Origin of the sequence: Pantoea sp. WMus005 (genome assembly GCF_013415305.1) — a bacterium.
Lineage (GTDB): Bacteria > Pseudomonadota > Gammaproteobacteria > Enterobacterales > Enterobacteriaceae > Pantoea > Pantoea rara.
This window is the reverse complement of record NZ_JACBXU010000003.1, coordinates 183,610-208,681: the sequence shown is the minus strand read 5'-3', so window position 1 is coordinate 208,681 and position 25,072 is coordinate 183,610. Positions and strand designations below refer to the sequence as shown.

At 54.2% G+C, this 25,072-nt stretch carries 17 protein-coding genes; 7 read left to right on the top strand and 10 right to left on the bottom strand.

The window, feature by feature from the left end; genetic code table 11:
• Positions 1-198: 198 nt before the first annotated feature.
• On the bottom strand, positions 199-1,752 hold the full coding sequence (locus HZZ01_RS13680; protein ID WP_179898151.1) for a methyl-accepting chemotaxis protein: 1,554 nt from the start codon (positions 1,750-1,752) through the stop codon (positions 199-201).
• A 259-nt stretch (positions 1,753-2,011) separates the two neighbouring features.
• On the opposite strand from HZZ01_RS13680, the gene HZZ01_RS13675 reads away from it, so the two are divergent.
• Together HZZ01_RS13675 and HZZ01_RS13670 are read left to right on the top strand one after the other, a co-directional pair.
• Positions 2,012-2,629, top strand: coding sequence for a pyridoxamine 5'-phosphate oxidase family protein (locus HZZ01_RS13675; RefSeq protein WP_179898150.1), 618 nt, complete (start codon positions 2,012-2,014; stop codon positions 2,627-2,629).
• A 314-nt stretch (positions 2,630-2,943) separates the two neighbouring features.
• A complete protein-coding gene (locus HZZ01_RS13670; RefSeq protein ID WP_179898149.1) occupies positions 2,944-7,473 on the top strand; it encodes an ATP-dependent helicase in 4,530 nt (1,509 codons plus the stop codon).
• On the opposite strand, the gene HZZ01_RS13665 is transcribed toward HZZ01_RS13670, so the two are convergent.
• Positions 7,438-8,370, bottom strand: a complete 933-nt coding sequence (locus HZZ01_RS13665; RefSeq protein WP_179898148.1) for a LysR substrate-binding domain-containing protein — start codon at positions 8,368-8,370, stop codon at positions 7,438-7,440. The genes HZZ01_RS13670 and HZZ01_RS13665 overlap by 36 nt on opposite strands.
• Positions 8,371-8,465: 95 nt before the next feature.
• Here HZZ01_RS13665 and HZZ01_RS13660 point away from each other — a divergent pair, with 95 nt between their 5' ends.
• Positions 8,466-9,320 (top strand): aldo/keto reductase family oxidoreductase, encoded by an 855-nt coding sequence (locus HZZ01_RS13660; protein ID WP_179898147.1) that lies wholly within the window; start codon positions 8,466-8,468, stop codon positions 9,318-9,320.
• A gap of 33 nt (positions 9,321-9,353) precedes the next feature.
• Here the strand turns inward: HZZ01_RS13660 and HZZ01_RS13655 are convergent, their stop codons facing one another.
• Positions 9,354-10,811: an alpha/beta fold hydrolase gene (locus tag HZZ01_RS13655; protein ID WP_255434248.1), complete on the bottom strand. Its 1,458-nt coding sequence runs from the start codon at positions 10,809-10,811 to the stop codon at positions 9,354-9,356.
• A 199-nt stretch (positions 10,812-11,010) separates the two neighbouring features.
• Here HZZ01_RS13655 and HZZ01_RS13650 point away from each other — a divergent pair, with 199 nt between their 5' ends.
• On the top strand, positions 11,011-11,226 hold the full coding sequence (locus HZZ01_RS13650; protein WP_179898146.1) for a hypothetical protein: 216 nt from the start codon (positions 11,011-11,013) through the stop codon (positions 11,224-11,226).
• A gap of 82 nt (positions 11,227-11,308) precedes the next feature.
• On the opposite strand, the gene HZZ01_RS13645 is transcribed toward HZZ01_RS13650, so the two are convergent.
• Complete coding sequence (locus tag HZZ01_RS13645; protein ID WP_179898145.1) at positions 11,309-12,757, bottom strand: sugar porter family MFS transporter; 1,449 nt, start codon at positions 12,755-12,757, stop codon at positions 11,309-11,311.
• 381 nt (positions 12,758-13,138) lie between these two features.
• Between HZZ01_RS13645 and HZZ01_RS21020 the strand changes: the two genes are divergently transcribed.
• Positions 13,139-13,675, top strand: coding sequence for a hypothetical protein (locus HZZ01_RS21020; RefSeq protein WP_255434232.1), 537 nt, complete (start codon positions 13,139-13,141; stop codon positions 13,673-13,675).
• Between the two features lie 1,286 nt (positions 13,676-14,961).
• Here HZZ01_RS21020 and HZZ01_RS13630 read toward each other — a convergent pair.
• The 3 genes from HZZ01_RS13630 to HZZ01_RS13620 all read right to left on the bottom strand — a co-directional run bounded on the left by HZZ01_RS13630 (position 14,962) and on the right by HZZ01_RS13620 (position 19,648).
• A complete protein-coding gene (locus HZZ01_RS13630; protein WP_179898144.1) occupies positions 14,962-15,933 on the bottom strand; it encodes a ParB family protein in 972 nt (323 codons plus the stop codon).
• A 7-nt stretch (positions 15,934-15,940) separates the two neighbouring features.
• Positions 15,941-17,140: an AAA family ATPase gene (locus tag HZZ01_RS13625; RefSeq protein ID WP_090965539.1), complete on the bottom strand. Its 1,200-nt coding sequence runs from the start codon at positions 17,138-17,140 to the stop codon at positions 15,941-15,943.
• A gap of 1,578 nt (positions 17,141-18,718) precedes the next feature.
• Positions 18,719-19,648, bottom strand: a complete 930-nt coding sequence (locus HZZ01_RS13620; protein WP_003855845.1) for a RepB family plasmid replication initiator protein — start codon at positions 19,646-19,648, stop codon at positions 18,719-18,721.
• 460 nt (positions 19,649-20,108) lie between these two features.
• Here HZZ01_RS13620 and HZZ01_RS13615 point away from each other — a divergent pair, with 460 nt between their 5' ends.
• Positions 20,109-21,479 carry an aldehyde dehydrogenase family protein gene (locus tag HZZ01_RS13615; protein WP_179898143.1) on the top strand — a complete coding sequence of 457 codons (1,371 nt, stop codon included), beginning with the start codon at positions 20,109-20,111 and terminating at the stop codon, positions 21,477-21,479.
• 3 nt (positions 21,480-21,482) lie between these two features.
• Here HZZ01_RS13615 and HZZ01_RS13610 read toward each other — a convergent pair whose 3' ends face one another.
• Both HZZ01_RS13610 and zigA read right to left on the bottom strand, forming a co-directional pair.
• Complete coding sequence (locus HZZ01_RS13610; RefSeq protein ID WP_179898141.1) at positions 21,483-22,661, bottom strand: FAD-binding oxidoreductase; 1,179 nt, start codon at positions 22,659-22,661, stop codon at positions 21,483-21,485.
• Positions 22,662-22,754: 93 nt separating this feature from the next.
• Positions 22,755-23,984 carry a zinc metallochaperone GTPase ZigA gene (gene zigA / locus HZZ01_RS13605; RefSeq protein WP_179898139.1) on the bottom strand — a complete coding sequence of 410 codons (1,230 nt, stop codon included), beginning with the start codon at positions 23,982-23,984 and terminating at the stop codon, positions 22,755-22,757.
• 122 nt (positions 23,985-24,106) lie between these two features.
• Here zigA and HZZ01_RS13600 point away from each other — a divergent pair, with 122 nt between their 5' ends.
• The gene (locus tag HZZ01_RS13600) at positions 24,107-24,445 is read left to right on the top strand and encodes an ASCH domain-containing protein (RefSeq protein ID WP_179898136.1); all 339 of its coding nucleotides are present in this window, start codon (positions 24,107-24,109) and stop codon (positions 24,443-24,445) included.
• On the opposite strand, the gene HZZ01_RS13595 is transcribed toward HZZ01_RS13600, so the two are convergent.
• Entirely contained in the window at positions 24,446-24,994 is a 549-nt protein-coding gene (locus tag HZZ01_RS13595) for a helix-turn-helix domain-containing protein (protein ID WP_090964925.1), read from the bottom strand. It abuts the gene before it with no gap.
• Positions 24,995-25,072: the final 78 nt, after the last annotated feature.

The window sequence follows — 25,072 nt, the reverse complement described above, 5'->3', positions numbered from 1 at the left end:
TGCTCCTTTAGGGTACCAATCCGATACTTCTTTATAGCAGCAGCCTCTTCTGACACCAACTTTTCCGGCTCTTCAACCGTTGGCTAACCGCGGAAAGTATGCCGCATCTCAACCAGGCCCGCTGAATCATGGCGGTACCCCATCAGAAAAAACGGACGCGCTATCTGCTCGCGTCCGTTCCTTTCTTACACCTGGCAGTTAAGCTGCACTGTGAACACGAAACGAATCAACCATGCCACGTAACGCATGTGCCTGTTCAGATAGTGACTGTGAAGCCGATGAAGACTCTTCCACCAGCGCGGCGTTATTTTGCGTCACCCCATCCATCTGGCTGACGGCAACACTGACCTGCGAAATGCCCTGCATCTGCTCGGACGAGGAAAGGGAAATATTGTCCATCGCTTCAGCCAGTTCACTCACCATACCCACAATCTTCAGAATGCTCTGGCCAGTGCCGGCGGCCACCGAGACGCCTTGCTCTACCTGGCCGACCGTCTGCTCAATCAGCGATTTGATATCCCGTGCTGCGGTCGCGCTTCGCTGCGCAAGCGAACGAACTTCACCTGCGACGACGGCAAATCCACGTCCCTCTTCTCCGGCTCTTGCGGCTTCAACGGCCGCATTGAGCGCCAGAATGTTGGTCTGGAAGGCGATGCCCTCGATCACACTGGTGATATCGCGAATTTTTGCCGCACTGAGTGAGATACCATTCATGGTTTCGGACATCTGATGGACATCATTTTCCCCACTGCGCGCCAGTGAGGCGGTTTCACGTGCCGAACCGGCCGTCTGCTGTGCACCCAGCGTATTACTCTTCACCGTGGCGGTAAGTTGTTCCATACTGGCAGCCGTTTCCTGCAGCGCCGCCGCCTGCTCTTCAGTGCGTGAAGACAACTCGGTGTTACCGCGGGAAATCTCATCCGCCGCCAGCGCCACAGAGCCTGCAGATTCTTTGATTCGTGAAACCAGTTCGCGTAGGTTGGTCTGCATACTATCCAGTGAGGCCAGCAGGCTCCGGGTATCGCCGTGTCGCAATGCCACCGTAGTCGTCAGATCGCCAGAGGCGATGGCTGCAGCAAGCCGCTGCGCCTGAGCGGGTTCTCCTCCCAGTTGACGCATGAGCGTGCGCACAGTAAACAGACAAGTCGCCAGAGCCAGCAGGATTGAAATGCCCGCCAGAATCATCAGCGTGAAGCCGGTACGCGCTGAAGAATCACTGCTCATCACCACCGCTCTCTGCCCCTCCTCACTCTGGATTGTTGAAAGGGTATTAAGCGCATCAAGCAGAGTACGCTGTGCAGCTCGCGTCACGGTCAGCAGGTAGGTTGTGGCTTCCTGAGGACGATTAGCAAGGCCGAGACGACCGGCCTCTTCCAGCGAGTCGAGCGTGGACTTTTCTACCGACAATCCTTTATTAAATGCCTCGCGGGCGGCGGGCGTGGCATCGTCCATCATGCGGGCCAGCTTCTCACGGTTGGTGATGTAAAGCGCCTTCTGTGTCTGCAACCGTTTCCACTCCGGCTCCATCGCTTTGGTATCGGTCAGTAACGCCATATTGCGCACTGCAATGCCCATATCACGCAGGCTGCCACGCATATCAAGCACCATCTGATAGCGTTTCATCTGCACATTAACCACATCGTTCATGCCATTTCGGGCATTATTAAGAGCGTGTAATGCAATACCGCTGCAGAGAATAAATAGCAGAATGAGCAGGCCAAAGCCGGCATACAGTCGAGTTGAAATTTTCAATGGCGAGTCTCACTGGTGGATGTAATCAGGTTGTAATGTCTTTCTGCTATCGGCATAGAGCGGACAAAATGTAGTCATGACAGGTAATAAACTTTTTCGGCAATGGCGTCAGGACATTCATGCGAGGCCATTATCACAACGGGTGACGTATCGGTTCTGAACCCGCAGGTAATGGTGGTAGAGTTGCGCTAAAACTGGCGTAGCAGAATTGTGGCGTTTCCACGTCCCGGAATCTGATCGATGAAAGGAAAGTGCAATAATGGCTGAACAGCGCAGCATCATCACCGAACTGACTGAACTTGAGCGTCTTTACGGCACGGTTGGCCGGCCCTCTATCGCTAAGGTGACCGACCACATTCATTCCACCTATCGTCCATTTATCGCCGCCTCGCCTTTAGTCGCGCTGGCAACGTCGGGGCCGGAGGGACTGGATGTTTCACCGCGCGGCGACCCGGCAGGTTTTATCAACATTGAAGATGACAAAACCCTGTTGTTACCCGACAGACGCGGCAACAACCGCATCGACAGCCTGCGCAATATTTTGCATGACAACCGCGTCGCGCTGCTTTTTCTCATTCCCGGTATTGGCGAGACGTTACGCATCAATGGTAAAGCAGAAATAGACACTGACCCGTTGCTGCTCCAGCGCTTCGCCGTCAATAATCAATTACCCAGGACCGTACTGCGTATTACCGTCGACAGTGTGTTTTTCCAGTGCAGTCGGGCCATTATTCGCGCTAAATTATGGGATCCTGCTGAACAAATCGCGCGAAACAGGCTACCCAGTCCCGGAACGATACTCAAAGATCTTTCTGACATTGATGGCGAAGCGTATGACGCTGCCCTGCCCGCACGCATAAAAAATACGCTTTACTGATATCCGTATCCAGCAGGTAAGCGCGGTGTGGCCTCCCTCACCGCACCTTAACTGAAACCTGATATGCCATCAGCAGCGCCGTTACGTCTGACTTAAAATGCGGTTCTGTTCTGACTCGTCTGATTGCACACTTCTCATACTGACGGGTTGAACGACACCTGTTGTGGCAATGGCAGGTGCTCCAGTTCTATTGGTCAGAGCTGCTAGCGTAAGATTGATACCGACTGCGATGTTCACTCAGATCCACAAACGGCGGTTTTCACTTACACTCAACGGATAAATTTCAGGCGCAGTGGCTGCGCGTTGCCGTGAGAATGATGTCGAAATCCCAATCTGATGTGATCTTAGCGCGGTTTTCACCCGCTACCCGACGCTGGTTTTCTGCGGCCTTTGCTGCACCGACGCCGGTACAAAAAGCGGCCTGGCAGGCCATTGCCGGCGGAGAGCACGCGCTGGTGATCGCGCCTACCGGTTCCGGGAAAACACTGGCAGCCTTTCTCACCGCCATCGACACGCTGTTTCAGGTCAGAACCGACCAGCCCGCTCCCACGCGTGAAACCACCACCCGTATTCTCTATATTTCGCCAGTCAAAGCGTTAGCTGCCGACGTTCAGCGCAACCTGAATCTCCCGCTGGCAGGCGTTTACGCCGAGCGGCAGGCGCTGAATGCGCCCGCGATCACGCTGAATATCGGCATGCGATCAGGCGATACCCCTGCCGCTGAGCGTGCCCGTCTATTGCGACGCCCGCCCGATATCCTGATTACCACACCCGAATCGCTGTTTCTGATGCTGACGTCGAAAGCGCGCACGACACTGCAGGGCGTGACCACGGTGATTGTCGATGAGGTGCATGCGGTAGCGGGATCAAAACGCGGTTCGCAGCTGGCGCTAAGTCTGGAGCGACTGGATGCATTACTGCCGCAACCTGCCCAGCGCATCGGGCTGTCCGCTACAGTACGACCGGTTGAGCGGGTAGCAGCTTTCCTTGGCGGCTGTCAGCCGGTTCAGGTGGTTAATCCGGCCGCCAGTCGCACGCTGCACCTGACGATTGAAGTACCGGTTGAGGATATGACCGATATTGCCAGCGCCGATGACCCGATTGATGACGCCACCTCTGCCAGCGGATCAATCTGGCCGCATATTGAAGCGCGCATTCTGCAGCAGGTCATGGCTCATCGCGCTACGCTGGTATTTGTGAATTCGCGTGGTCTGGCGGAGAAACTGACCGCACGGCTCAATGCACGTTTCATGGCGCACCAGACAAACGCTGACGATCAGCATGAAGGGCGTAATGACACCGACGATCTTATTGCCCGCTCGCATCACGGTTCCGTCTCGAAAGAACAGCGCGGCGAGATTGAGGCCGCCCTGAAGCAGGGCAGTCTGCGCTGCGTGGTGGCGACTTCCAGCCTGGAACTGGGCATTGATATGGGGCCGGTGGATCTGGTGATTCAGGTGGGAGCACCACTATCAGTCGCCAGCGCCCTGCAGCGTGTGGGGCGCGCCGGGCATCAGGTCGGCGGCACCTCCACCGGCATCCTGTTTCCGCGCACCCGACGCGATTTGCTGGATTCAGCGGTGATCCTGAAGTCGATGCGCGAGGGTCAGCTTGATGCGCTGGCTCCCCCGCGAAATCCGCTCGATATTCTGGCGCAGCAGACGCTGGCCGCCGTGGCAATGGATACCCTGCAGGCTGATGAGTGGTACGCGCAGGTCTGCCGGGCCGATCCATTCCGCAGCCTGTCGCGTCGTCTGTTTGATGCCACGCTCGATATGCTGGCGGGTAAATTTCCGTCGGACGCCTTTGCTCAGCTGCGGCCGCAGCTGGTGTGGGATCGTCAGAGTGGGCTGCTGACAGCGAGACCCGGCGCACAACATCTGGCCGTGACCAGCGGTGGCACCATTCCCGATCGCGGCATGTTCAGCGTCATTCTGCCGGAAGGTGAAGAGCAGGCGGGATCACGTCGGGTCGGTGAACTGGACGAAGAAATGGTCTATGAGTCGCGGGTCAACGACATCATCACCCTGGGCGCAACTTCATGGCGGATTCAGCAGATCACCCACGATCAGGTGCTGGTGGTACCCGCGCCCGGCCGTCCGGCCCGTCTGCCCTTCTGGCGCGGAGAAGGCGTTGGCCGTTCAGCGGATTCAGGTGCCAGCCTCGGGATGTTTCTGCGTCAGGTTAACGCGGCGTCACCAGACGATGCGCAGCAACAGCTGCAGGCGCTGGGAATGAATTTCAGCGCAGTCACCAATCTGCTGGCTTTACTGGCTGAACAACGCGCCGCAACCGGTGTGCTGCCGGATGATCGCACGTTGCTGATTGAACATTGCCGTGATGAAATCGGCGACTGGCGAGTGATCCTGCACTCGCCGTGGGGCAAGCGGGTCAATGCGCCCTGGGCGCTGGCGATTGCCGCCCGCATCCAGCAACGTATGGGATTTGATGCGTCTGTTGCGGCCAGCGATGACGGCATCGTGGCCCGCTTTCCTGCCAGCGAGGGGCTGTTACCTGGCGCTGAACTGTTCATGTTCGACGCCGACCAGCTCACCCAGGAAGTCACTGAGAGCATCGGTCAGTCGGCGCTGTTTGCCGCCCGCTTTCGGGAATGTGCATCTCGCGCGCTGCTGCTACCGAGACGTAATCCGGGTAAGCGCTCGCCGCTCTGGCAGCAACGACTGCGTGCCGGCCAGTTGCTGGAAGTCGCACGTCAGTTTGACGATTTCCCAATCCTGATCGAAACCGCACGCGAATGTCTGCAGGATGTCTACGACCTGCCTGCGCTTCACCATTTGATGAAACAGGTGACACAGGGCAGCGTAAAAATGGTTGAGGTGACGACCGAACAACCCTCCCCTTTCGCCGCGCCGCTCCTGTTTGGTTACGTCGCCGAGTTTATCTACGCCAGCGATGCACCTCAGGCAGAACGGCGCGCCTCATTGCTGACGCTCGACACTAACCTGTTGGGTGAACTGCTCGGCCAGACCCGCAGGCGTGATTTACTGGCACCTGACGTTGTTGAACAGGTTGAGAAAGAACTACAGCGCCTCGATGACCGCTATCAGGCACAGCATACAGAAGGCATTATCGACGTACTGCGCGACCTCGGTCCGCTCTCCGTTGCAGGTATTGCGGCACGGTTCAGCGGCAACGACTCGCAGATCGCAGAAGCAGTCGCGCAGTTATCTGTCGCCCGGCGAATCATTCCGGTTACTCTCGCGGGTGAAGATCGCTGGTCAGTGATTGAAGACGCGGCCCGCCTGCGCGATGGGCTGGCCGTCGTGTTACCTGACAATCTGCCCGCGACCTTTCTGGCGCCGCAGGCCGATCCACTGCGCGATCTGATTAACCGTTTTGCCCGTACCCACACGCTGTTCACCGCCCGACAACTGGCCATGCATTTTGGTGCAGGTGTCGCCGTGGTGAATGCGGTGCTGCTTTCTTTGCATCAGCAGGGCAGCCTGCTGAATATGGGCGCGGCAACGGGTGAATCGGAAATGGCATGGGTCTCCCCCGAAATATTTAAACGGCTGCGCTTACGTTCACTGCAATCAGCACGCGAAGCAACCCGCCCTGTTCCACCCGCCGCCTGGGTCAGCCTGCTGCTGGAGCGTCACGGTCTGCTTCGCCCTCAGCGTGAGGAATTGTTGGGTACAAACGGGCTGTTGCGGGTGATCGAGCAACTGGCGGGTGTGCCGTTACCGGCCTCGCTATGGGAGTCGCCAATCCTGCGTGCCAGGATAGCCGACTATCAGCCCGCGATGCTCGACGAGCTGTTAACCCGTGGCGAGGTGATCTGGTGCGGTCACAAAGTGCTGGGGCAGAACGATGGTCTGATCTCGCTGCACCTCGCTGAATATGCCGCTGAAACACTGCCGGTGATTGATACCACACAACCTCTGACGTCTGTACAGCAGGCGACTATTGACGTTTTGAGCCGCGGTGGCTCGTGGTTTGTTCATGAGATCATGGCGCAGATGGAAGAAGAGACTCAGCCCACAGAGATCTATGACGCCCTGTGGCAGCTGGTCTGGCAGGGCTATGTCAGCTCCGACAGCTGGATTGCGGTACGGGGGTTGCTGACCACGCCGGGCGTGACCCGTTCGCGTCCGGCGCCTGCATTGCGTACCCGCTTTGGTCAGCGCTTCACACCAGGCGCTCTGCCCGCGCGCCGTCCGGCGGTCAACACGCTGGCGGGGCGCTGGTCACGGGTTATCAGAACGGAGATTGCGCCTGCCCGGATGGCTCTGTCGCTGGTGGAAAATTTACTCGACCGTTATGGGGTGATCACACGTGGCTGTGCAATATCGGAACAAATCCCTGGCGGATTTCCCGCGCTGCAGCCGGTGTTACGTGGCATGGAAGATGCCGGTCGGCTACTGCGCGGGCGTTTTGTGGCCGGTGCAGGTGGTGCGCAGTTTGCTGACAATCTGACTATTGAACGGCTGCGGATGCTGGCAGATAACCCGGAAATCACAACCGAGGCTTTGTCACTGACCGCGATTGATCCGGCGAATCCCTTTGGCGCAATGCTGAGCTGGCCGTCCCACGCCAGCGGCATTCGCCTGACCCGGCGACAGGGCGCACGGATCGTGATCGCAGGCGGCGCACTGATGCTTTATCTGACGCCATCAGGCAAGGAGTTGCTGACCTTCAGCGATGATCCTGCACGGCTTGAGGCGGCCGTGGCGGCTTTGGGCGTGGCGCTGAAACGGGATAAGTCCGCCAGCTTTACGCTGGAGACGGTGGATGGGGAACCGGTCACGCAGTCACCGCTGCTTAACACGCTGCGACATGCCGGATTTTCACGGGTTCCGCAGGGGTTCAGCTGGTATAGCTGAGTTTTTTTCGCGGACAAAGTCGATAAAGGCCTGAAGCGGGGCCGGGATCAGACGTCGATCGTTGTAGTAAAGCCATGGACCGGAAAAAGTCAGCCACCAGGATTGCAGCAGCGGTTCCAGCCTGCCGCTGTCCAGGGCTGGGCGGAGCCACTCATCAAACAGATAGATCACGCCGGTCCCGGCGATGGCCGCCTCCACCGCCAGATCCATTGCACCACCGACGGTGACCACCAGCGGCCCGCTGGTTTCAACACTGATCTCTTCACCCTCCAGACTAAAGGTCCAGTCTGCCATGATGCCACTGGCATAACGGCCACGCAGGCAGCGGTGATGAATCAAATCGCGTGGGTGTTCCGGTCGGACATATTCAGCCAGGTAAGCCGGGGAAGCCGCCAGCGCGAACCGCTGCTGACGCGGGCCAATCGGTATCGCCACCCTATCCTGCTCAAGCCGCTCATCGTAGCGAATCCCGGCGTCACAGCCGTCACGAAAAACGTCCTGCACATTGCTTTCCGCAACGATTTCCAGCCGGATATCGGGATAACGCCGCAGGAACTCTGGTACCAGAGCAGGCAGCACCAGCCGCGTGGCGCTGACCGGGACATTCAGCCGCAGCGTGCCGCCTGGCGTGTTGCGGTAACGATTCAACGCATCCAGCGCGGCGTTAACTTCATTCATTGCGGGCAGAAGACGCTCTATCAGCGCCCTGCCCGCTTCGGTTAACACCACGGTGCGTGTGGTGCGATGAAACAGTCGAATCCCCAGTTGCTGCTCCGCCCGTCGTACCGCATCGCTCAGCCGCGAAGCATTGCTGCCCGCGACGCGCGCCGCTTCCCTGAATCCTCCCGCTTTTGCCACCTCGACTACGGCATCCAGCAGCGCCATATCGATCGCCATTGTGCATTACCCCGTACAGTCTGTCCTGATTTCACCGGATAGTTGCACAGCTAAATCACCGTTACAATTGATCTACATTCACGCAGGAGGTTTTCATGTCAGATATCACCATGACTTTTATGTTAGGCGATCGTGAAGTTAACCGTCTCGGCTATGGCGCGATGCAACTGGCCGGGCCGGGCGTGTTTGGCCCGGTCAAAGATGAAGCCCGGGCAATAGAGGTTTTGCGCAACGCCATTGCGGCAGGCGTCAATCATATCGACACCAGCGACTTTTACGGCCCGCACGAAACCAACCACTTAATAAAAAAAGCACTTCATCCCTATCCGCAGGATCTCTGCATTGTCACCAAAGTAGGCGCCCGCCGCGACGCCAAAGGCGGCTGGCAGGCTTCGATGGAACCGGAAGCGCTGACACAGGCGGTAGAAGATAACCTGCGCAACCTGGGTCTTGACGTGATTGAGGTGGTGAACCTCCGCAGCATGTTGCATCCGGCTAAACCTAAAGAGGGCTCGCTGGCACCACAGCTTGAGGCGCTGCTGGAACTCCAGACACGCGGGCTGATTCGTCACATTGGCCTGAGCAACGTCACTGCTACGCAAATAGCAGAAGCCCGGGCGATGACGCCGATTGTCTGCGTGCAGAATATGTATAACCTTGCGCATCGACAGGATGATGAGCTGGTGGATCAGCTGGCGCAACAGGGTATCGCTTACGTGCCTTTTTTCCCGCTGGGCGGTTTCTCTCCTCTGCAGTCGGATCGGCTTAATGACGTGGCTGCGTCCCTGAATGCCACCCCGATGCAGGTTGCACTCGCCTGGCTGCTGCGGCGCTCGCCCAATATTCTATTGATCCCCGGCACCTCTTCTCCGGAACATCTTAAGGAGAACCTCGCCAGCGCCAGTCTGCAACTGTCAGATGAAGTGATGGAAAAGCTGAATACCCTGTAACATCAGGCCCGTACAATGCGGGCCTGGTACGATTCAGTAACTGTGCAGGCAGGCCGCCAGGTGCGGCTTGTCACTGCAACCAATATGGTGATCGATTCGTTTTATCATATAAGGGTAAAACGGGTTGGATGTCGCACGCATAATTGAGTCCAGACCGACAATCAGCACCGCACTCTCGCCACGCAGTGACAACGTCCCAAAACTGATACCAAACTCATTTTTCTTCGCGGGCGCACTGCCATATAACCCATCCTCAGCCGGGAATGGAATAGCAACGTGTGACAGCGAGTAGAGCCCTGCCGGATAGTCGATTGCCAGCGGCTGAATCCGCTCCTGAATCTCACCCGCAGGCACGCTTTTCGTCACCATTTTGAGCGTAGTGGCGGAAGCATTGGTGATGACCGTCGAGGCATAATTGCGACGTGCAGCGGGCAACAGCTGATTAACCGCCGTATAAGAGGAGTGACGAAATAGCGGGCTGACGCTAACCGCCTGATTGATATCGAACAGCACCAGTTCACTGCCGTTCTGCGGCAGAAAGTTATACAACGAGCGTATTACCGAGGGTGTACTGACAGTGGAATCCATCACCGACTGGAAAGTCAGTACCGGCGGGAAGCCGGACAGCTGCTGATTACGTGCATACTGCTGGATCTCTTTCTGCAGCGCCTGTGTCAGTAAATAGGTCTGCCGGGCAGCGTGAACGGGAAAAGAGTTATATTTAAACGGATTAAACTCCGGCACGATATTCAGCCACGCGGTTTTTGAGAAAGCAGGAAAAACCGAGGGCAGCCCGGCGATACCGGCGAAGCGGGCAAAACTCGTCACACCGATCATCGGCGATAACAGAATCAGCTGTTGCGGACGACGCAGGGAATGATCGCCCAGACTGTCGAGCGCATATTTTACCGCCAGCGCCCCACCGTTCGAGAACCCTACCAGATGGAGTGGCGTCTGCGTGCCTGCCAGACGGGTCGCTTCCCGCACCGCCAGACGTGTGGCGGCCATCCAGTCCTGCCAGTCAACATCGGTCAGCCCCGCAGGCACCGTGCCGTGACCCGGTAACCTGATCGCCACCGCCACATAGCCCTGCTGTCGATAAGCTTCTGCCACATGACGGAGGCTGTAAGGACTGTCCGTCAGACCATGTAGCAGCACAACGGCACCACGCGGCGTGCCCATCGGGCGCAGAATATAAGAACGGTTCCAGTCCTGTGTGAAATGGCCAGGATAGATCACGCTACCGGAATAGTATCGGTTGAGCGGCGTTTTATCTTCGGCTTCAGGTTTGTCACTGACCTGCTGCTTCATCTCGTCAAACAGCTGATTTTCGGCATTCAGGTAATCGGCATAACCTGCTTTGTCGAGTTGCTCCACGATCAGTTCATGGGGGATCCAGGTGTGCCAGCGGTGTAACGCCGGCCCGCGCTCTGCTTCATAGATTCGGAAAATCAGTAGCAGGAGTAACAGCACCAGGACCCCTATCACCAGCCGTCAGAGTCTGCGTTTAACGGTTTTCCACTTACGGGTCATACGTCCTTTCCTGAAAAATTAAAATGCATAGCGAAACCACGCGAAGTCATACCTGAAGCGGGCGAGCCAGCAGATAAACGGCAGGCAGAGGCCGGTGGGCTGAGGACTGTTCCAGGTCTGCGCAATATGGTCAGTAAATACATTCCATCAGTAAGAGATGGGCGTGCATTCAGCATGCAGTGGCGCAGCAGTCATCATTGCAGCAACAACTGCCGTCGTGGTTGATATTTTCATGCTCCATCCCGAGCAGCGTGTAGGACAAATTTTCAGGCGGGTTTTTGGCGATTTCAGCCTGAAATCGCCAAAGCTGGATAATAAAAGAACGGGGAATTTGCTGATTACAGTGAATGTTTTCTGGTTAAGTCAGGTATGAGACTGAGAAGGCGGGGCCTGGTGCGAAGAGTCAAAGAAGTAAAACCGGATTCAGCCGGTGGGCCGAATCCGGTGGGAATTTATCAGGCTTCAGCCTCTATCGGCTTTTCGCCAAATTTCTCTTTCATGTGTGACTCAATCTCTTCCAGGCTCTTGCCTCGCGTTTCTGGCACCATCGCCATCACGAAGATCAGCGACCCAACGTTAATTGCGGCAAAGATGAAGAAGGTAGTGCTACCGGCATATTCCATGACCGGCGGGAAGCCGAACGCCACTACAGCGTTAAATATCCACTGTAGCGAAACCGCGCCACCGGTTAATACGCCACGCAACTGCATCGGGAACAGCTCTGACATCATCAGCCAGTAGACCGGCGAGATGCACATCTGCATGCAGAACAGGAACAGCAGAATGCAGGCCAGGGCTAGATAACTCTGCATCACGCTGGAGCTCATAAAGGTCAGCACGCTGCCCAGCATGATCTGCGCGGTGATCACCAGACATAACCCGGTGATAAGCATGGTGCGACGCGGGAAGCGGCTGATTGCCCAGATTCCGACAAAGGTCGCGAGAACTGAAACCACACCGTTACCGATGGTGGCAGCAATTGAAGCGCTGGTACCCAGGCCAGTCGACTTCAGGATGATCGGCGTGTAGTACATAAAGCCGTTAACGCCGGTAAACTGCGCGACAAAGCCCAGCCCGACGCCAATCACCATCAGGCGGATTACCCACTTCTCACGAATCAGGGTTTTCGCATCCGGCCCGCGCTCTGCGGCTCTCGCCTGCTTCTTCATCTGCGCCATCTCATGACGCACTTCGCGCGGCGTTTCGCGCAGATACTTCAGGATCTTTTTCGCCTCTTTCAGACGCCCTTCCGCCACCAGCCAGTGAGGGGACGCAGGAACGAAGAATGTGCCGAGGAACAGCAGGAATCCCGGCACCATCGCAATCGCCAGCATGTAACGCCACAGATGCTCGTCATGCAGCAGATAGCTCAGCAGCGTACTGGCGACATAAGCGATAAGCTGTCCGGTAACGATCATCAGCTCGTTGCGGCTGACCAGTGGCGCGCGCAGGCGCGGTCCGGCAATCTCGGCGATAAAGACCGGTACAGTGGATGAGCCACCACCGACAGCAATTCCCAACAGGAAGCGCATGGCCACCATGACGTTGACGGAAGGTGCCAGTGCCGTTCCCAGAGAACCCAGCACAAAAATGACCGCCAGGCTGCGCAGTGTAATGCGGCGGCCAAAACGGTCAGAGAAGAAACCACTCAGGAAGGAACCAATAGCGGCACCGAACACCAGCGAAGAGGCGACCAGCCCTTCAGTGAAGGAGTTGAGTCCAAGTCCACCCTGATCGGGTGGTGAGGTCATATAAGGTAACGCACCAGAGATAATCCCGGTGTCATAGCCAAAAGCCAGCGCGCCCATGGTGGCGACAAGCACCACTAAAAAGATGCGCTGGCGTACCGTATCCGCAGGCGCGTGATCGCCCGTTTCACCAGAGTCTGGTGTATTCGTACTCATAATATTCCTGCCATTAATAAGTTAAACATCCGTTTGATTAAATTTCATACGGAATAGAAATGGAACATATTTACCGATTGGGAAGAGAAGTGTAGACGGTATTTTAAAGTTAGCTTTAGCATTGCGATTTTTATGGCAGGAATAATCAACCGAAGAAATAAACCAGCGTAATAGTGACAAGGATAAATTTATTTGAACATTAAATTCACGCTTTGAGTTCTTTCTGAATCCAGTTCAGAAAATGGGCAATGCGCGGCAAGACCAGATGGCGCGCGCTGACGGGCAGAGTTGCCTGCTCTGACAGGGCACTGACCCGTTTCCCACTGCGCAGATAGTCCTGAGCCAGCAATTCACTTACAGATATAAGACCGGGACCTGAGATTGCCGCTTAAGGACTCATATAAAGGCGATCAAAATGAAATATCCATTCTTTATCCGGCTGGGGTCATTGCTGAGATGCAAACCACTGCGGCCACGCCAGTATTATTCGCATTATGCATTCTATGTGCCGGGCAACCTGATCCTGCATTTGTCGCCGATCGTCATTTCTGGCTGCCGGGACTGATCTGCTTCTGTGTGGTTATGGGCCAGTATGCACTGACCTTCTGGTTACTCACGCTGCTACGAAACTCAGGCGTCAGTGAACCACTGCATAACGGCCTGCTGACCAGTCTGGCTTATCTGTGTGTCATTATCCTTATGCTGCTGGCCGGGCACAGTTTTGAAGCAGCACTTTTATCAGAAGGATTGGTGGAACAGCGACTCATGAGCGCTGCAGCAGGAATGGCGCGCGAAGGTTTTATGCCTTTTGTCACCCCTATGCCGTGTTTGCTTCCCGCCAGGCCTATGATTTTATCTGCATACCTAGCGCCGAATAAAATCACGATGTCAAAACTGCCTGCGCACTGCCGGGTCTGACGACAGGTTATGTATCAGGTCATCAGGCGACTCACGATCTGGCTATCATCCAGGGCATGCCGAACCTGACAATCATCGATTCCTGCGGTGCTCTGAAGATTAGCCTGGTGATCACGGCTATCGCGGAACGACAGGGTTCAGTTTAACTACGTCTGCTGCGCGGTAAGGTCCGGCTGGTGCCGGATAAATATGGCCCCCCTCGCTTTAAACCGATTGCTCTGCCGGATGCATTTCTTGCCGCAGGGGACTTGCCGACACTGCATAACTGCTATGGCATCTCAGCCGATGCCCTGGTCAGGCAAATCACATTATGGCTTGAGGCCTGACTCCTGGCAAAACCGGGCAGAGCCCGATTTTCTTCTTCATTCACACAATCCGGTCTGAAAAATCGTTCATAAGTACATGCATTCGCTTCCAGACGTTTTGTCTACTGATTGCAGTGGTCGGCACTTTCTCCTTTTAGCTGACGCTCTCAATGCCACAAAACCAGCACGCTGGAAGCGGCTTTCTATTACAAGGTCCTGAGAGCGTTCTCCATCAAAGCTTCACGCTGTCTAAGCCGTCTTCATAAAATAATTTTTATCCTGAGAAAAAAGTTATCCACTTTTTCTGTGGATAAGTGAGGGATATTTTCTGAGTATCTTCTTGCACACTCTATTCACGGCCTGATTGTAGGTGAGTTGTGCTTCTTTTCTGATCGTATTTATTCCCCCCTGAAGAAAAAACGGGGGGCTTAAACATCTTAAATCGTGGCGATTTCAGCCTGAAATTTCTTTTTAATTACATTATTAAACAGTAATTTAGATATGAAATTTCGTTGGCGTACGTGTTTTCCATGACAGGGTGTTCATAGGGCGCTGCAGCCTGTCTGAAGCATGCACGCAGTTAGTGCAGGTTATCCAGAAGGGACTGGTCACTTATAAACCAGCGGCAAAAAATTTTACCTTGCATTATTGCGGCGGCTAAATGGTGGCTTGCAGCTAAGCGAAGTGTCAGCGATGGCATCAGATGAACCGTGCGACTTATTGTCATCAGCACGTAAGCGGTTTAAAGACTGCTTCAGCATCTGGCGACAAGGATTCGCTGAATGGCGATTTCATCGTTCTTTCATCACCGGATAGTCGATATAATCCTTATTAATCATAAATTTATGATTAATTAACCCCGTAAGAGGCTGGCGATTTCACCCTGAAATTCGGCCCCATGCTACCGCGTATGTAATTCCTGGCTGAAAAAAGAGAAAAAAAAGCCAGCGTTCATCGCCGGCTGATTTGAATAGTGACAAGTTAACGGTTGAGGTATTTTTTAAGGGTCTCCGCAATGACTTTATCCAGCTCTTCCTGCAGCTCTTTCGACTGCCGGTTGAATTCATAACTGAACATACGTCCGCGCACCTTTTTACGGGCAAAGCGATCTTTATCGGCAAAAGACCAAAGCGCAGTTGCCTGCGTTTTGTCTTTCTCCGGTACCTTCATCAGCGTCTGGCTACCCTGCCGAATCAATCGCAGAATATGATTCTTTAGCTCGTCCTCTGCCAGACCTTCACGGGCACAGACCACATCAATTTCGCGGGATATGGATTGGATTAGCGCTTCAATGCTTTGTCCAGACTCATTCAACTTGTCAGCAGCCTGCAATAGCGCTTTGTAATCGGGATAGGTCAGCTCTGCGTGATTAGGAAAGAGGGAGATTAACTCTGCCGGCACGCTGGCGGCCTGCAGGGCACGCGTCACTTTTGCCTGGGAAAGACCCTGGTTCTCAGCAATCTCTTTCTGTGACAGTCCACCGTCTTTTAGCGTTAACAGACGCATGCCCACTTCACGCAGATTATGTTCCCGGGCCGTCTGAATATCCTGCGCCAGTCTGCGGGCTTCATCAGGTGTGATGGCGGCATCGGTAATCAGCACGTCCAATCCGGTTTTACAGTAGAGTGCGGCGGCACGACGACGTGAGCCGTCGAGGATCTCAATGCGGTCTTCGCGCATCACGCCAATGGCCGGGAAGAACTGTTGCAGCTTGATGGTGCGGATAATGTCCCGCAGTGAGTCGGGTGTCAGACCTGCCTGGTCACGTCCATTGGTTTCCATCGTGACAAAAGTTTTGCTTTCAACCTCACTGGCAGCAATACGTTCAAAACGAAACAAGGCGCGCTTGCCCGTTGCCAGAACGAAGGTCTGGTTGTGTTGGCTGTCAGTCGTATCATTTTCAAGTGGAGTCTGGCTGAAGGTTCTGCCAATCGTGATTCTTTTTGCGCTCATACAAACCTCAGTTCAGGCGAATAAATTCGATACGGTCAAAGACGGCTTTCGCAAAGTCCTCTGCGGCGGATCGTGCATTCTTTAACGCTTCGCTGCTGCCGACGTAGGTGGAAGGATTGGCGGAGATAACCGTATCAAAGGATTCGCCGCAACGTTCGAAACCATCAAGGCGGGGAAGGGCTGCATCCAGCATGTCACCACCAAAAATCTCTTTAGCCAGGCTATGGCAGAGTTTGTGGTCAGCTTTATTAGAGAGCTTGGACATAAAGCCGATGTTGCCCTGCAGGCGACACGTTGCGCCAGAGTCTTCGATAATCGCAATGAGTTCGGGCAGGCGTGTCAGGTATTTTAGCGTCGAATGAAAATCGACCTGAGCTGGTGGTACTGGCGTCATCAGCAGGTCAGAAGCGGCAATCGCATTCTTCAGAAAAGCATCCAGATGCGGGCCGCTGTCAATGAAAATGAAGTCGTAGTCTTTTTTCAGTTTGGCAATGACGTTGTCGTACAGCACAGCATGGACATTCTGTTGTGGCAGGTGCTCAGCGCAGAGCTGATCCCAGCTTGAGGCGATAAATGCATCATCAATCGAGGCGGGCAGTACATCCACACCCGGAATGATCGATGGAACGATAAATTCGTTTACCAGCTCATCACGGGAGACATTCTGCAGCATGGCCTGCGCTGCCGTTGCTTCTACCAGACCGACTGAGCGCTCGTGATTCAAAAACATGGTTGCTGAAGACTGCGGATCGAGGTCAATAACCAGAACACGTAAATCTTCGAACAGCAGATGAGGATGGGCACGCAGTGCATGTGCAAGTGAAACGGTTGAAACCGTTTTGGAGACACCGCCCTTAAGATTACCGACAAAAATGGTATAGGCATCGCTGTGACGATCGCGATATTTCGGCACGCCACGGTGATGATAGATATCGATAATATTCTGAATCGACATGGCATATTTAACAGATGAACCCGCGGCGCGTTTATCAAACTGATAGCCACTCTCCTCCATCTCATTGACTGCGTAATCCACACTGGCTCGTGTCAGTTTCGGCAATTTAGCTAACGCCGCCTTGGCATAGACCTGATAGTAAGTATTTTCGTGCAGTTCCTGCTTTTGCGCCTGAATCTGGTCAGTGAGGCTTAACAGCATGCGTTCTGAACGCTGTGCAACCTTCATCACCTGCTTGTCATCGTTAGCCATAGTTGCTCCAAACATGTAGGATTTATGACTTTATACATAAATCCTGCACATGAGGCAATAATTTATCCTCTCAACATGATCTGCGTTTCTATGTAATCACATGGGTTTTGATGAGGTTCATCACATTATTCACTGTAAACGGAGAATTAAGGCAGAAAATTTGCGATTAACATTCACTGTAATCAGCAGATCATTCACTGTAGTCAGTTGACCGGTTTAAAAACGATCAGACAAATGGGATACAGATAGAGAGCAGGGGAGACGGACTCAGGAGACTACGTTGAGAGAACCAATCGTTCACTGTAATCAGCAAAGTCAGAGTGGTATCTGGTGATTTTACGGGAAGGATCTCAGCGTTAAAGATAGTCGGATTAATGGGTGTTAAGGCAAGCGCCACAGGGCGCAGCGCTGATTTCTATCTCTTTCTGCTTCAAACATTCACTATAATCAGTAGTGCTTCTCAGTTCAGTACACGTTGAAGCAACGTTCACTGTAATCAGTAGTCATGTTTACGGAGTATCATGATAAGGAAGCGGGTCGGGTTAAAGGTTCACTATAGTCAGTAATGATATGCGGATTAACACTGATCCGTTCAGGAAAGCATCGGGAACAGATGAGAAAATAGACTACGGTCTGTTAAATACAGGGACTGGTGCTCAGTGCAGTATAACGTATCCATAAACGTTCACTGTAATCAGTAAAACCAGGCGGGTGATAATGTTCACTGTAGTCAGTAGATGAGGAGTGAATCCACAAACATTCACTGGAGTCAGTAGAATAATCAGGCTCTGTTCTGCGCCACAGTGAGTCCGAGTTGTCGCTATCAGACAATGACCGTTCAGCTGATTCAGACTCTGACAAGCCTGATACAAGCAGCAAGACACAGGCACATCAGGATTAGCCTTTGCATATTCGCCATGTACTCACCAGCTTCGCTATAACGTTCACTGTAATCAGTATCAGACACCTTACATTGCGCCATATCGCAGTAAATATTCACTGTAGTCAGCAGAGCGTTCACTGTAATCAGTAAGGCATCTCCCCTGAACAGAGCGTCACAGCGCAACGTTCACTGTAATCAGTAATCGATATGGCTGACCTTTGAGACGTCGGAATGAAGAGGGTATGTCGATGGGAGCCAGCAAACGTTCACTGTAATCAGTAACAGTGTCACACGCCCCAGCGCTCAGACAGCGAACCGCATTGATCTCTGAACAGGGCAGAGCACTGACATTCACTATAATCAGTAGTGTTCACTGTATTCAGCAGAAGACGTCGTTGGGAAACGTAATCTATACATTCACTGTAATCAGCAAACCACATCAGACTGAGCACCAGCAATTATGTATGTAAGCACACACTTACTGGCTAGGCCTTATAGCAGGCGAAAGAATATCTGCAGGTGAAGGAAAACGACTTTATCACAGCGCTACAGTCACTGATTACAGTGAACGTTACTGATTGCAGTGAATGTCTGAGAAGTACTTATTACAGTGAATGGGCATAACACCGCAATGTCACTTTTTCAGTAAAGTGACACTGCAACGCAGGATTGCTGACTACAGTGAACGCGGGGAGTTAATCCTCGAACTCGATCTCATCCAGCGAATCGATGCTCTCCAGATTACCGATACCATCAAGCTTAGGCGTACGACTGTGGATGATGAAAAAGACTGAGCGTCCACGCTTCACTTCTGAGTAATCCAGATAACCGATCTCTTTCAGCTGCTCCATCGCGCGCCGTACCACATGGTTCTGCGTGGTGGTCTTGGAGCCGAGATTGAGGCGCATACGCAGGCGAGCCAGCGAGATAGGCGCCGGATTGGTCGGCAGGCTCTCCAGGAAGGTGTAGAGCGCCTGTGCAGACTCTTTACGCTTGAGGCGTGAGATTGCACGAAGCTGGAGCAGCACCTTATGATCGAAGTTGTAGAGTTCGAAAAGCTTAGGGTCGGCCTGAATGCGGACAATATCTTTTTCGCGGTCGTAATAGGCAGACTGAACCAGGTGAGTATGATACGCCTTGCCGTTGCCTTCAAAGGAGAGGGTATTAGTCGCAATACGGCGCAGAGAAGCATCCAGGCGCTTACGCAGTGCGGCAGAAGAGTTGGCAGAGGGAATGCCACACATCTTCACAAAGTCGATAAACGGCAGGGTGACCGTATCGCCTTTAGTCGGATAACGGGAAAACGACTGAATAATGCCCGCCCAGGTTTTGAAATCGTTATCCATATCCAGCCGCGCGCCGGTAATGGTAATCTTTTCGTAGCCCTCCGCTTTTACCAGCGTCAGGTTCTTCAGCTCTTTCGTCGCATCTGTTGAGGCCATTGCACCGGATTTACCCCGTGCAGTCGATTTCAGGGTCGGCACAAAGAGTCCGAGACGCATTAATGCGACGGGCTGAACGGTATTATTCTTGTTGGGATGAAGCTGAATAACTTCACCACTGTTTTTTGTCACTGACAGAAAAGGTTCTAGTAACGCTTTGTTTTCGTTGTCTTTATCTGCCATGGCGTAAGATCTTCATTCTGTGGATGAAAGGGATCGTTTTCTGACTACAGTGAACATTAGCACTGTTTACAGTGAACATTCTACCTGGTACAGTGAATAAAGTACTGATTACAGTGAACACTTTACTGATTATAGTGAACACGATCACCCTTTCAGCCCTTGTGGGGCGTGGCCTGCGACGATCGGGGATCTCTTAGGATCTCTCTATGATCTATTAAGGATCGTTTATTAGGATCTGGTCACTGTATAAGTGGAAAACTCCTTCAGAACGTAATCTTCAGATGAATCAACCGCCAGCAAAAAGGCCTCATGAAAGCTTCCTGTAATTTGTCAGCCTGAACAAATCCTGACAACCTTGATTCTCAATTAATAAACAACTTCCTCACTATTATTCATTTTCCATCATTAACTACAGCGCGTATCGTCTCACTATCACTGACAGAATGAGGAAAACGGCACAATGACTGAACATGCCCTATCACGTAACCCCGCAACAGGTGAAATTCTGGCACGCTATTCACTACAGAACCCTGCAGAGCTGAAACAAACGCTGGCAACAAGCGCATCTGCTTTTGCAGTCTGGCAACACAGCAGCATGGCTGATCGAGTGCGCGTATTGCGTCAGCTCGGCGAGCAGTTGCGGCAGCGCGAATCTGATCTCTCCCGCATGATTACCCTGGAGATGGGTAAACCCATTGCACAGGCCCGCGCTGAGGTTCTGAAATGCGCGAATTTATGCGACTGGTATGCGGAATATGGCCCTGCGATGCTGGCCGATCAGCCGACTCAGATTGCCGATGCATGGCAGCGATTCCGTCCCATTGGTGTAATCCTGGCTGTGATGCCATGGAATTTCCCTCTGTGGCAGGTTCTGCGGGGCGCAGTGAGCATGTTGCTGGCGGGTAACACCTATCTGCTGAAACATGCGCCTAACGTCATGGGAAGCGCCACACTGATGGCTGAGCTGTTCAGCGCAACCGATCTGCCGACGGGTGGTTTTAACCTGATCAACGTTGACAACGAGGGTGTCTCAGTCGCTATCAAAGATGATCGTATTGCGGCCGTCGCTGTTACTGGCAGCGTTCGGGCTGGCGCTGCCATTGCCGCACAGGCAGGCGCAGCACTGAAAAAAACCGTGCTGGAGCTGGGTGGATCCGATCCCTTTATCGTATTGGCGGACGCCGATCTTGATGAAGCAGTTAAGTCCGCCGTGACTGGACGTTTCCAGAATACCGGGCAGGTCTGTATGGCTGCTAAACGCTTCATTATCGAAGCACCCATCGCGGAAGAATTTGAGAAGCGCTTCACGGTAGCTGTTCAGGCACTCACGATGGGCGATCCGCTGGATGAAAAGACCTTCCTGGGTCCAATGGCTCGCGCCGATCTGCGTGACGAACTGGATGGACAGGTTAAAGCCACGCTGAATGAAGGTGCGCGTCTGGTGCTGGGTGGCGAGAAAGTGGCAGGGCAGGGTAACTACTATGCGCCGACCATCCTTGCGGATGTCACCAGCAATATGACTGCATTCAGACAGGAACTGTTTGGTCCGGTCGCCGCCATTGCCGTGGCACGGGATCCACAGCATGCACTGGAAATCGCCAACGACAGCGAATTCGGCCTCAGCGCCACCGTCTGGAGCGGTAACGAAGAGATTGCCGATCGTCTGGCGTTGCAGCTGGAAGTTGGCGCGGTGTTTATCAATGGCAACGGCGCGTCCGATCCGCGCGTTACCATTGGTGGTGTGAAGAAAAGCGGCTACGGCCGTGAGCTGTCGCACTTTGGTGTGCACGAATTCTGTAACGTGCAGACCGTGTGGAAGAATCGCCGCTAGTTCTTACTGCGCCGCGGGAAGATAAGCGGGCGCGGCTTTAGCGGCCGCACTGAGCGGACGCAGCAACCGATGCGGTGCAAACGCACTCAGCATCGGTGACGCTGTGCCGCTCAGCATCTCCTCAGCGACCAGCCTGCCCAGCAACGGGGCAAGGGTCATGCCGCTATGGCTGACCATCAGATAAACGCGTGATGATGCGCTGATATAGCCTGATGCAGGCAAGCCATCTGCCGGACGCGATCGCTGTCCTGTTTCAATCCGCTCAATTCTCGCGCCTTCCGTGTTTTTAAACAGCCGATACAATCGACGCAGCATCTCTTTGCCGATCAATCCATCCGGCGAGACCGGCCGCGCCGGATCGGCATGATGATCAAGATCCAGCGCCTGCAGCATCAGGCGGCCGCCGCCATCTGGCCGCACATTCAGTTCCGGAGTAATAAGATTGTGTTTGAGCGAAACCGGCAGAGGCTGCGTCTGGGCCAGAAAGCTGCAGGCAACCGGATCGGCGCGGTTCGCATCGGTCATCGCCAGTTCAAGCCCGCACTGGCTTATCAGTTCCGGTGCCCAGCGGCCGGTTGCCAGCACCAGCTGATCGCCGCGCCATTCATCACCACTGGCCAGCGTAATATGCACACCCTGAGCCGATTCAGTCAGCGTCGTCACTTCATTGTTGCAGACTAACTGCCCGCCACTGGCACGCAGGTCTGCCAGCAGAGAGGCGATAAACAGGCTGGGATAAAGCAGACACTCCGACGGGAAAAACCACGCGTGCTGAACGCGGGGATCAAGCCGCAACTCGGGCAGTGCATCCAGCAGCGCGGCGCGGCTACGTTTCTCTACGGGATAATCGAGTGTCGTGAGCTTTGCTGCGCGCTGCGCCAGCTGGCGCAGGGAGGCTTCATCGGCTGCCCACTCCAGCGTGCCGGTTTCCAGCAGCCAGCGGGGCGATGCCGGGTGACTGGCCTGCCAGCGCTTGTGCTCGTCTATCGCATGGGCGTTAAGATCATGGTAGCGGGTGGGTTCTTTGCCGTTGGCATTGACCCAGGCATAGCTGATCTGGCTGGTTCCGCTGCCAGGATAGTTTTTATCGAAGACGGTGACCTGTGCGCCCCGTCGCGACAATGACTGCGCGACGGCTAAACCCAGCACGCCTGCACCGATTACGGCAATACGTTGTGGCATATCTGGTCTCTCCTGAACAGGGATGAGTGGAAAAATGCTACCTGCCGGTTCGCTTCACTATTACGAAGTCAGAGAAAGACGTCAACCGCAGCTTCATGCACCAACCTCATCAAACCACGCGGGCACCGGATCGGCCAGGGTAAGCCACTGTTCAGGTCCTGCAGCCATCTCATAGGGTGTCAGCAGTGCGTGGTCCAGTGCAGCAATAATGCGCTTTTCATCCATTTCAATGCCGATAAATACCAGCTCCTGGCGCGCATCGCCGATGCCCTCCTGCCACTGTTCAGCGATAAAGTTGAGCGAATCCGCATCCTGTGGCCAGTCCATTCGCGGCACACTGACCCACCAGCGCCCGGCGTAACCCTGGCGAGCCACAGCACCCGCCTGCGACCATATCGCAGCATAGTCGGGCCGGCTGGCGAGCCAGAAATAGCCTTTAGAACGGATAACTCCATCAAGCTGGTGATTAACAACCTCCCAGAAACGCTGCGGATGGAATGGACGGCGGGCGCGATAGACAAAACTGCGAATGCCGTACTCCTCCGATTCCGGGTGATGCTCACCGCGCAGAGTCTGCAGCCAGCCGGGTGCCTGTGCTGCCCGGTCAAAATCAAACCGACGGGTATTCAGCAGGCAGTCCAGAGGAACCTGCCCAAATTCGCTGTTTACTATAAGCGCGTGCGGATTAAGCGCTTGCAGCATGCCCTGTAGTTCATGCTGTTCCGCCTGGCTAAGCAGGTCAGTTTTATTCAGCACCAGCAAATCACAAAACTCAATCTGATCCACCAGCAGATCAACCACTGAACGCTCATCCTGCTCGCCCAGCGATTCGCCGCGAGACCGGAGATCATCGACTGAACGGTAATCACGCAGGAAGTTGAAACCATCCACCACGGTAATCATGCTATCCAGACGGGCATAAGCCGACAGGCTTTCACCTTCTTCATCTTCAAATGTGAAGGTTTCAGCAACCGGCAGAGGTTCAGAGATGCCGGTTGACTCAATCACCAGATGATCGAAGCGACCGGCCTGCGCCAGACGTTTCACCTCCAGTAGCAGGTCTTCACGCAGCGTGCAGCAGATGCAGCCGTTACTCATTTCGACCAGCTTTTCATCAGTGCGCGACAGCTGCGCGCCGCCATCGCGTACCAGCGCCGCGTCAATATTAATTTCAGACATATCATTGACGATCACCGCGATCCGACGTCCTTCGCGGTTGTTCAGGATATGATTGAGCAGGGTGGTTTTACCCGCACCGAGAAAGCCAGAGAGAACCGCAACCGGCAGACGGGGATCCTCGGATGTCAGAAGGGAGAGTGGCATACTGTTACCTGTCAGTAGTGAATGATGTATATGTTATAACATAACATTATTGATTCTGTTTTCAATTGGAATTTCTGTTGCCGGGTCTGTTAATGAAAAGAGTTAAGAAAGAAGGAGAAGAGATGCAACACCTCACGCTGGTGCCACGTCTTGTGCCGGATGTCAGAAGCGGCGCGAAAACCTCAACGATACGCTGGCATGAAAGCGATATCGTCACTGGCCCGCTGAAACTGGTGAATGAGCAGGATGCCGCAGACGCGATCATTGTATGGGTGACGTGTATTGAAACACTGCGCTTAAATGAGGTGGCCGCTCGGCTGGGGAAGGAGGCTGAATGGCCGGATGCGGTGCTGCTTGAGGGTATGCGCGAGCATTATCCGGAGATCACGCTGAGCAGTGAAGTGCAGCTGATTACTCACCTCACGCCCGCCGAAACGCAACAGAAGTTCACTGAGCAGTAATCAGCTGTGTTCAATGACCAGCAGTGCCAGGGTATCGGCTTCCAGCGCCCGAAAGATATGCAGCTCATCACCCGGATAGGTAATGTAATCGCCCACGTCCAGCTCCACCGCACTGTCGACCGGGCCCACCAGCGCACGGCCTTTAGCCATAATAATATGCTCAATGGTATTGGGAATATGGGGTTGTGATATGCGCTCGCTGCCGGGCTGGACTTCCAGCAGATAGATATCACGCCGGACGCCGGGCGGGCAGGATGCCAGTAAAACAGCCTGATAATCGGCCAGATCGGCGGTAACCGACAGACCTTCTCCACGGCGGATCACCTGCAGACGACGCGCATCCGGCTCCAGCAACCGCGAAAACGGAATATTCAGCGTCACGCACAGCGACCACAGCGTCTCAATGCCCGGATTACCATTACCTGCTTCCAGCTGTGACAGCGTGGATTTGGCGATTCCTGCGCGGCGTGCCACTTCAGCCAATGACAGACCCGCTCGCTGACGTTCACGCACTAAGGCATTGGCAATAATGCTGATAGGGGTATTCAAACGCACTCCTGAAACTCAAAATGTTTTTTATATCGAACATAACGTTCGCCTTGTAAAACGCTGTCGCGGTGTTCATTA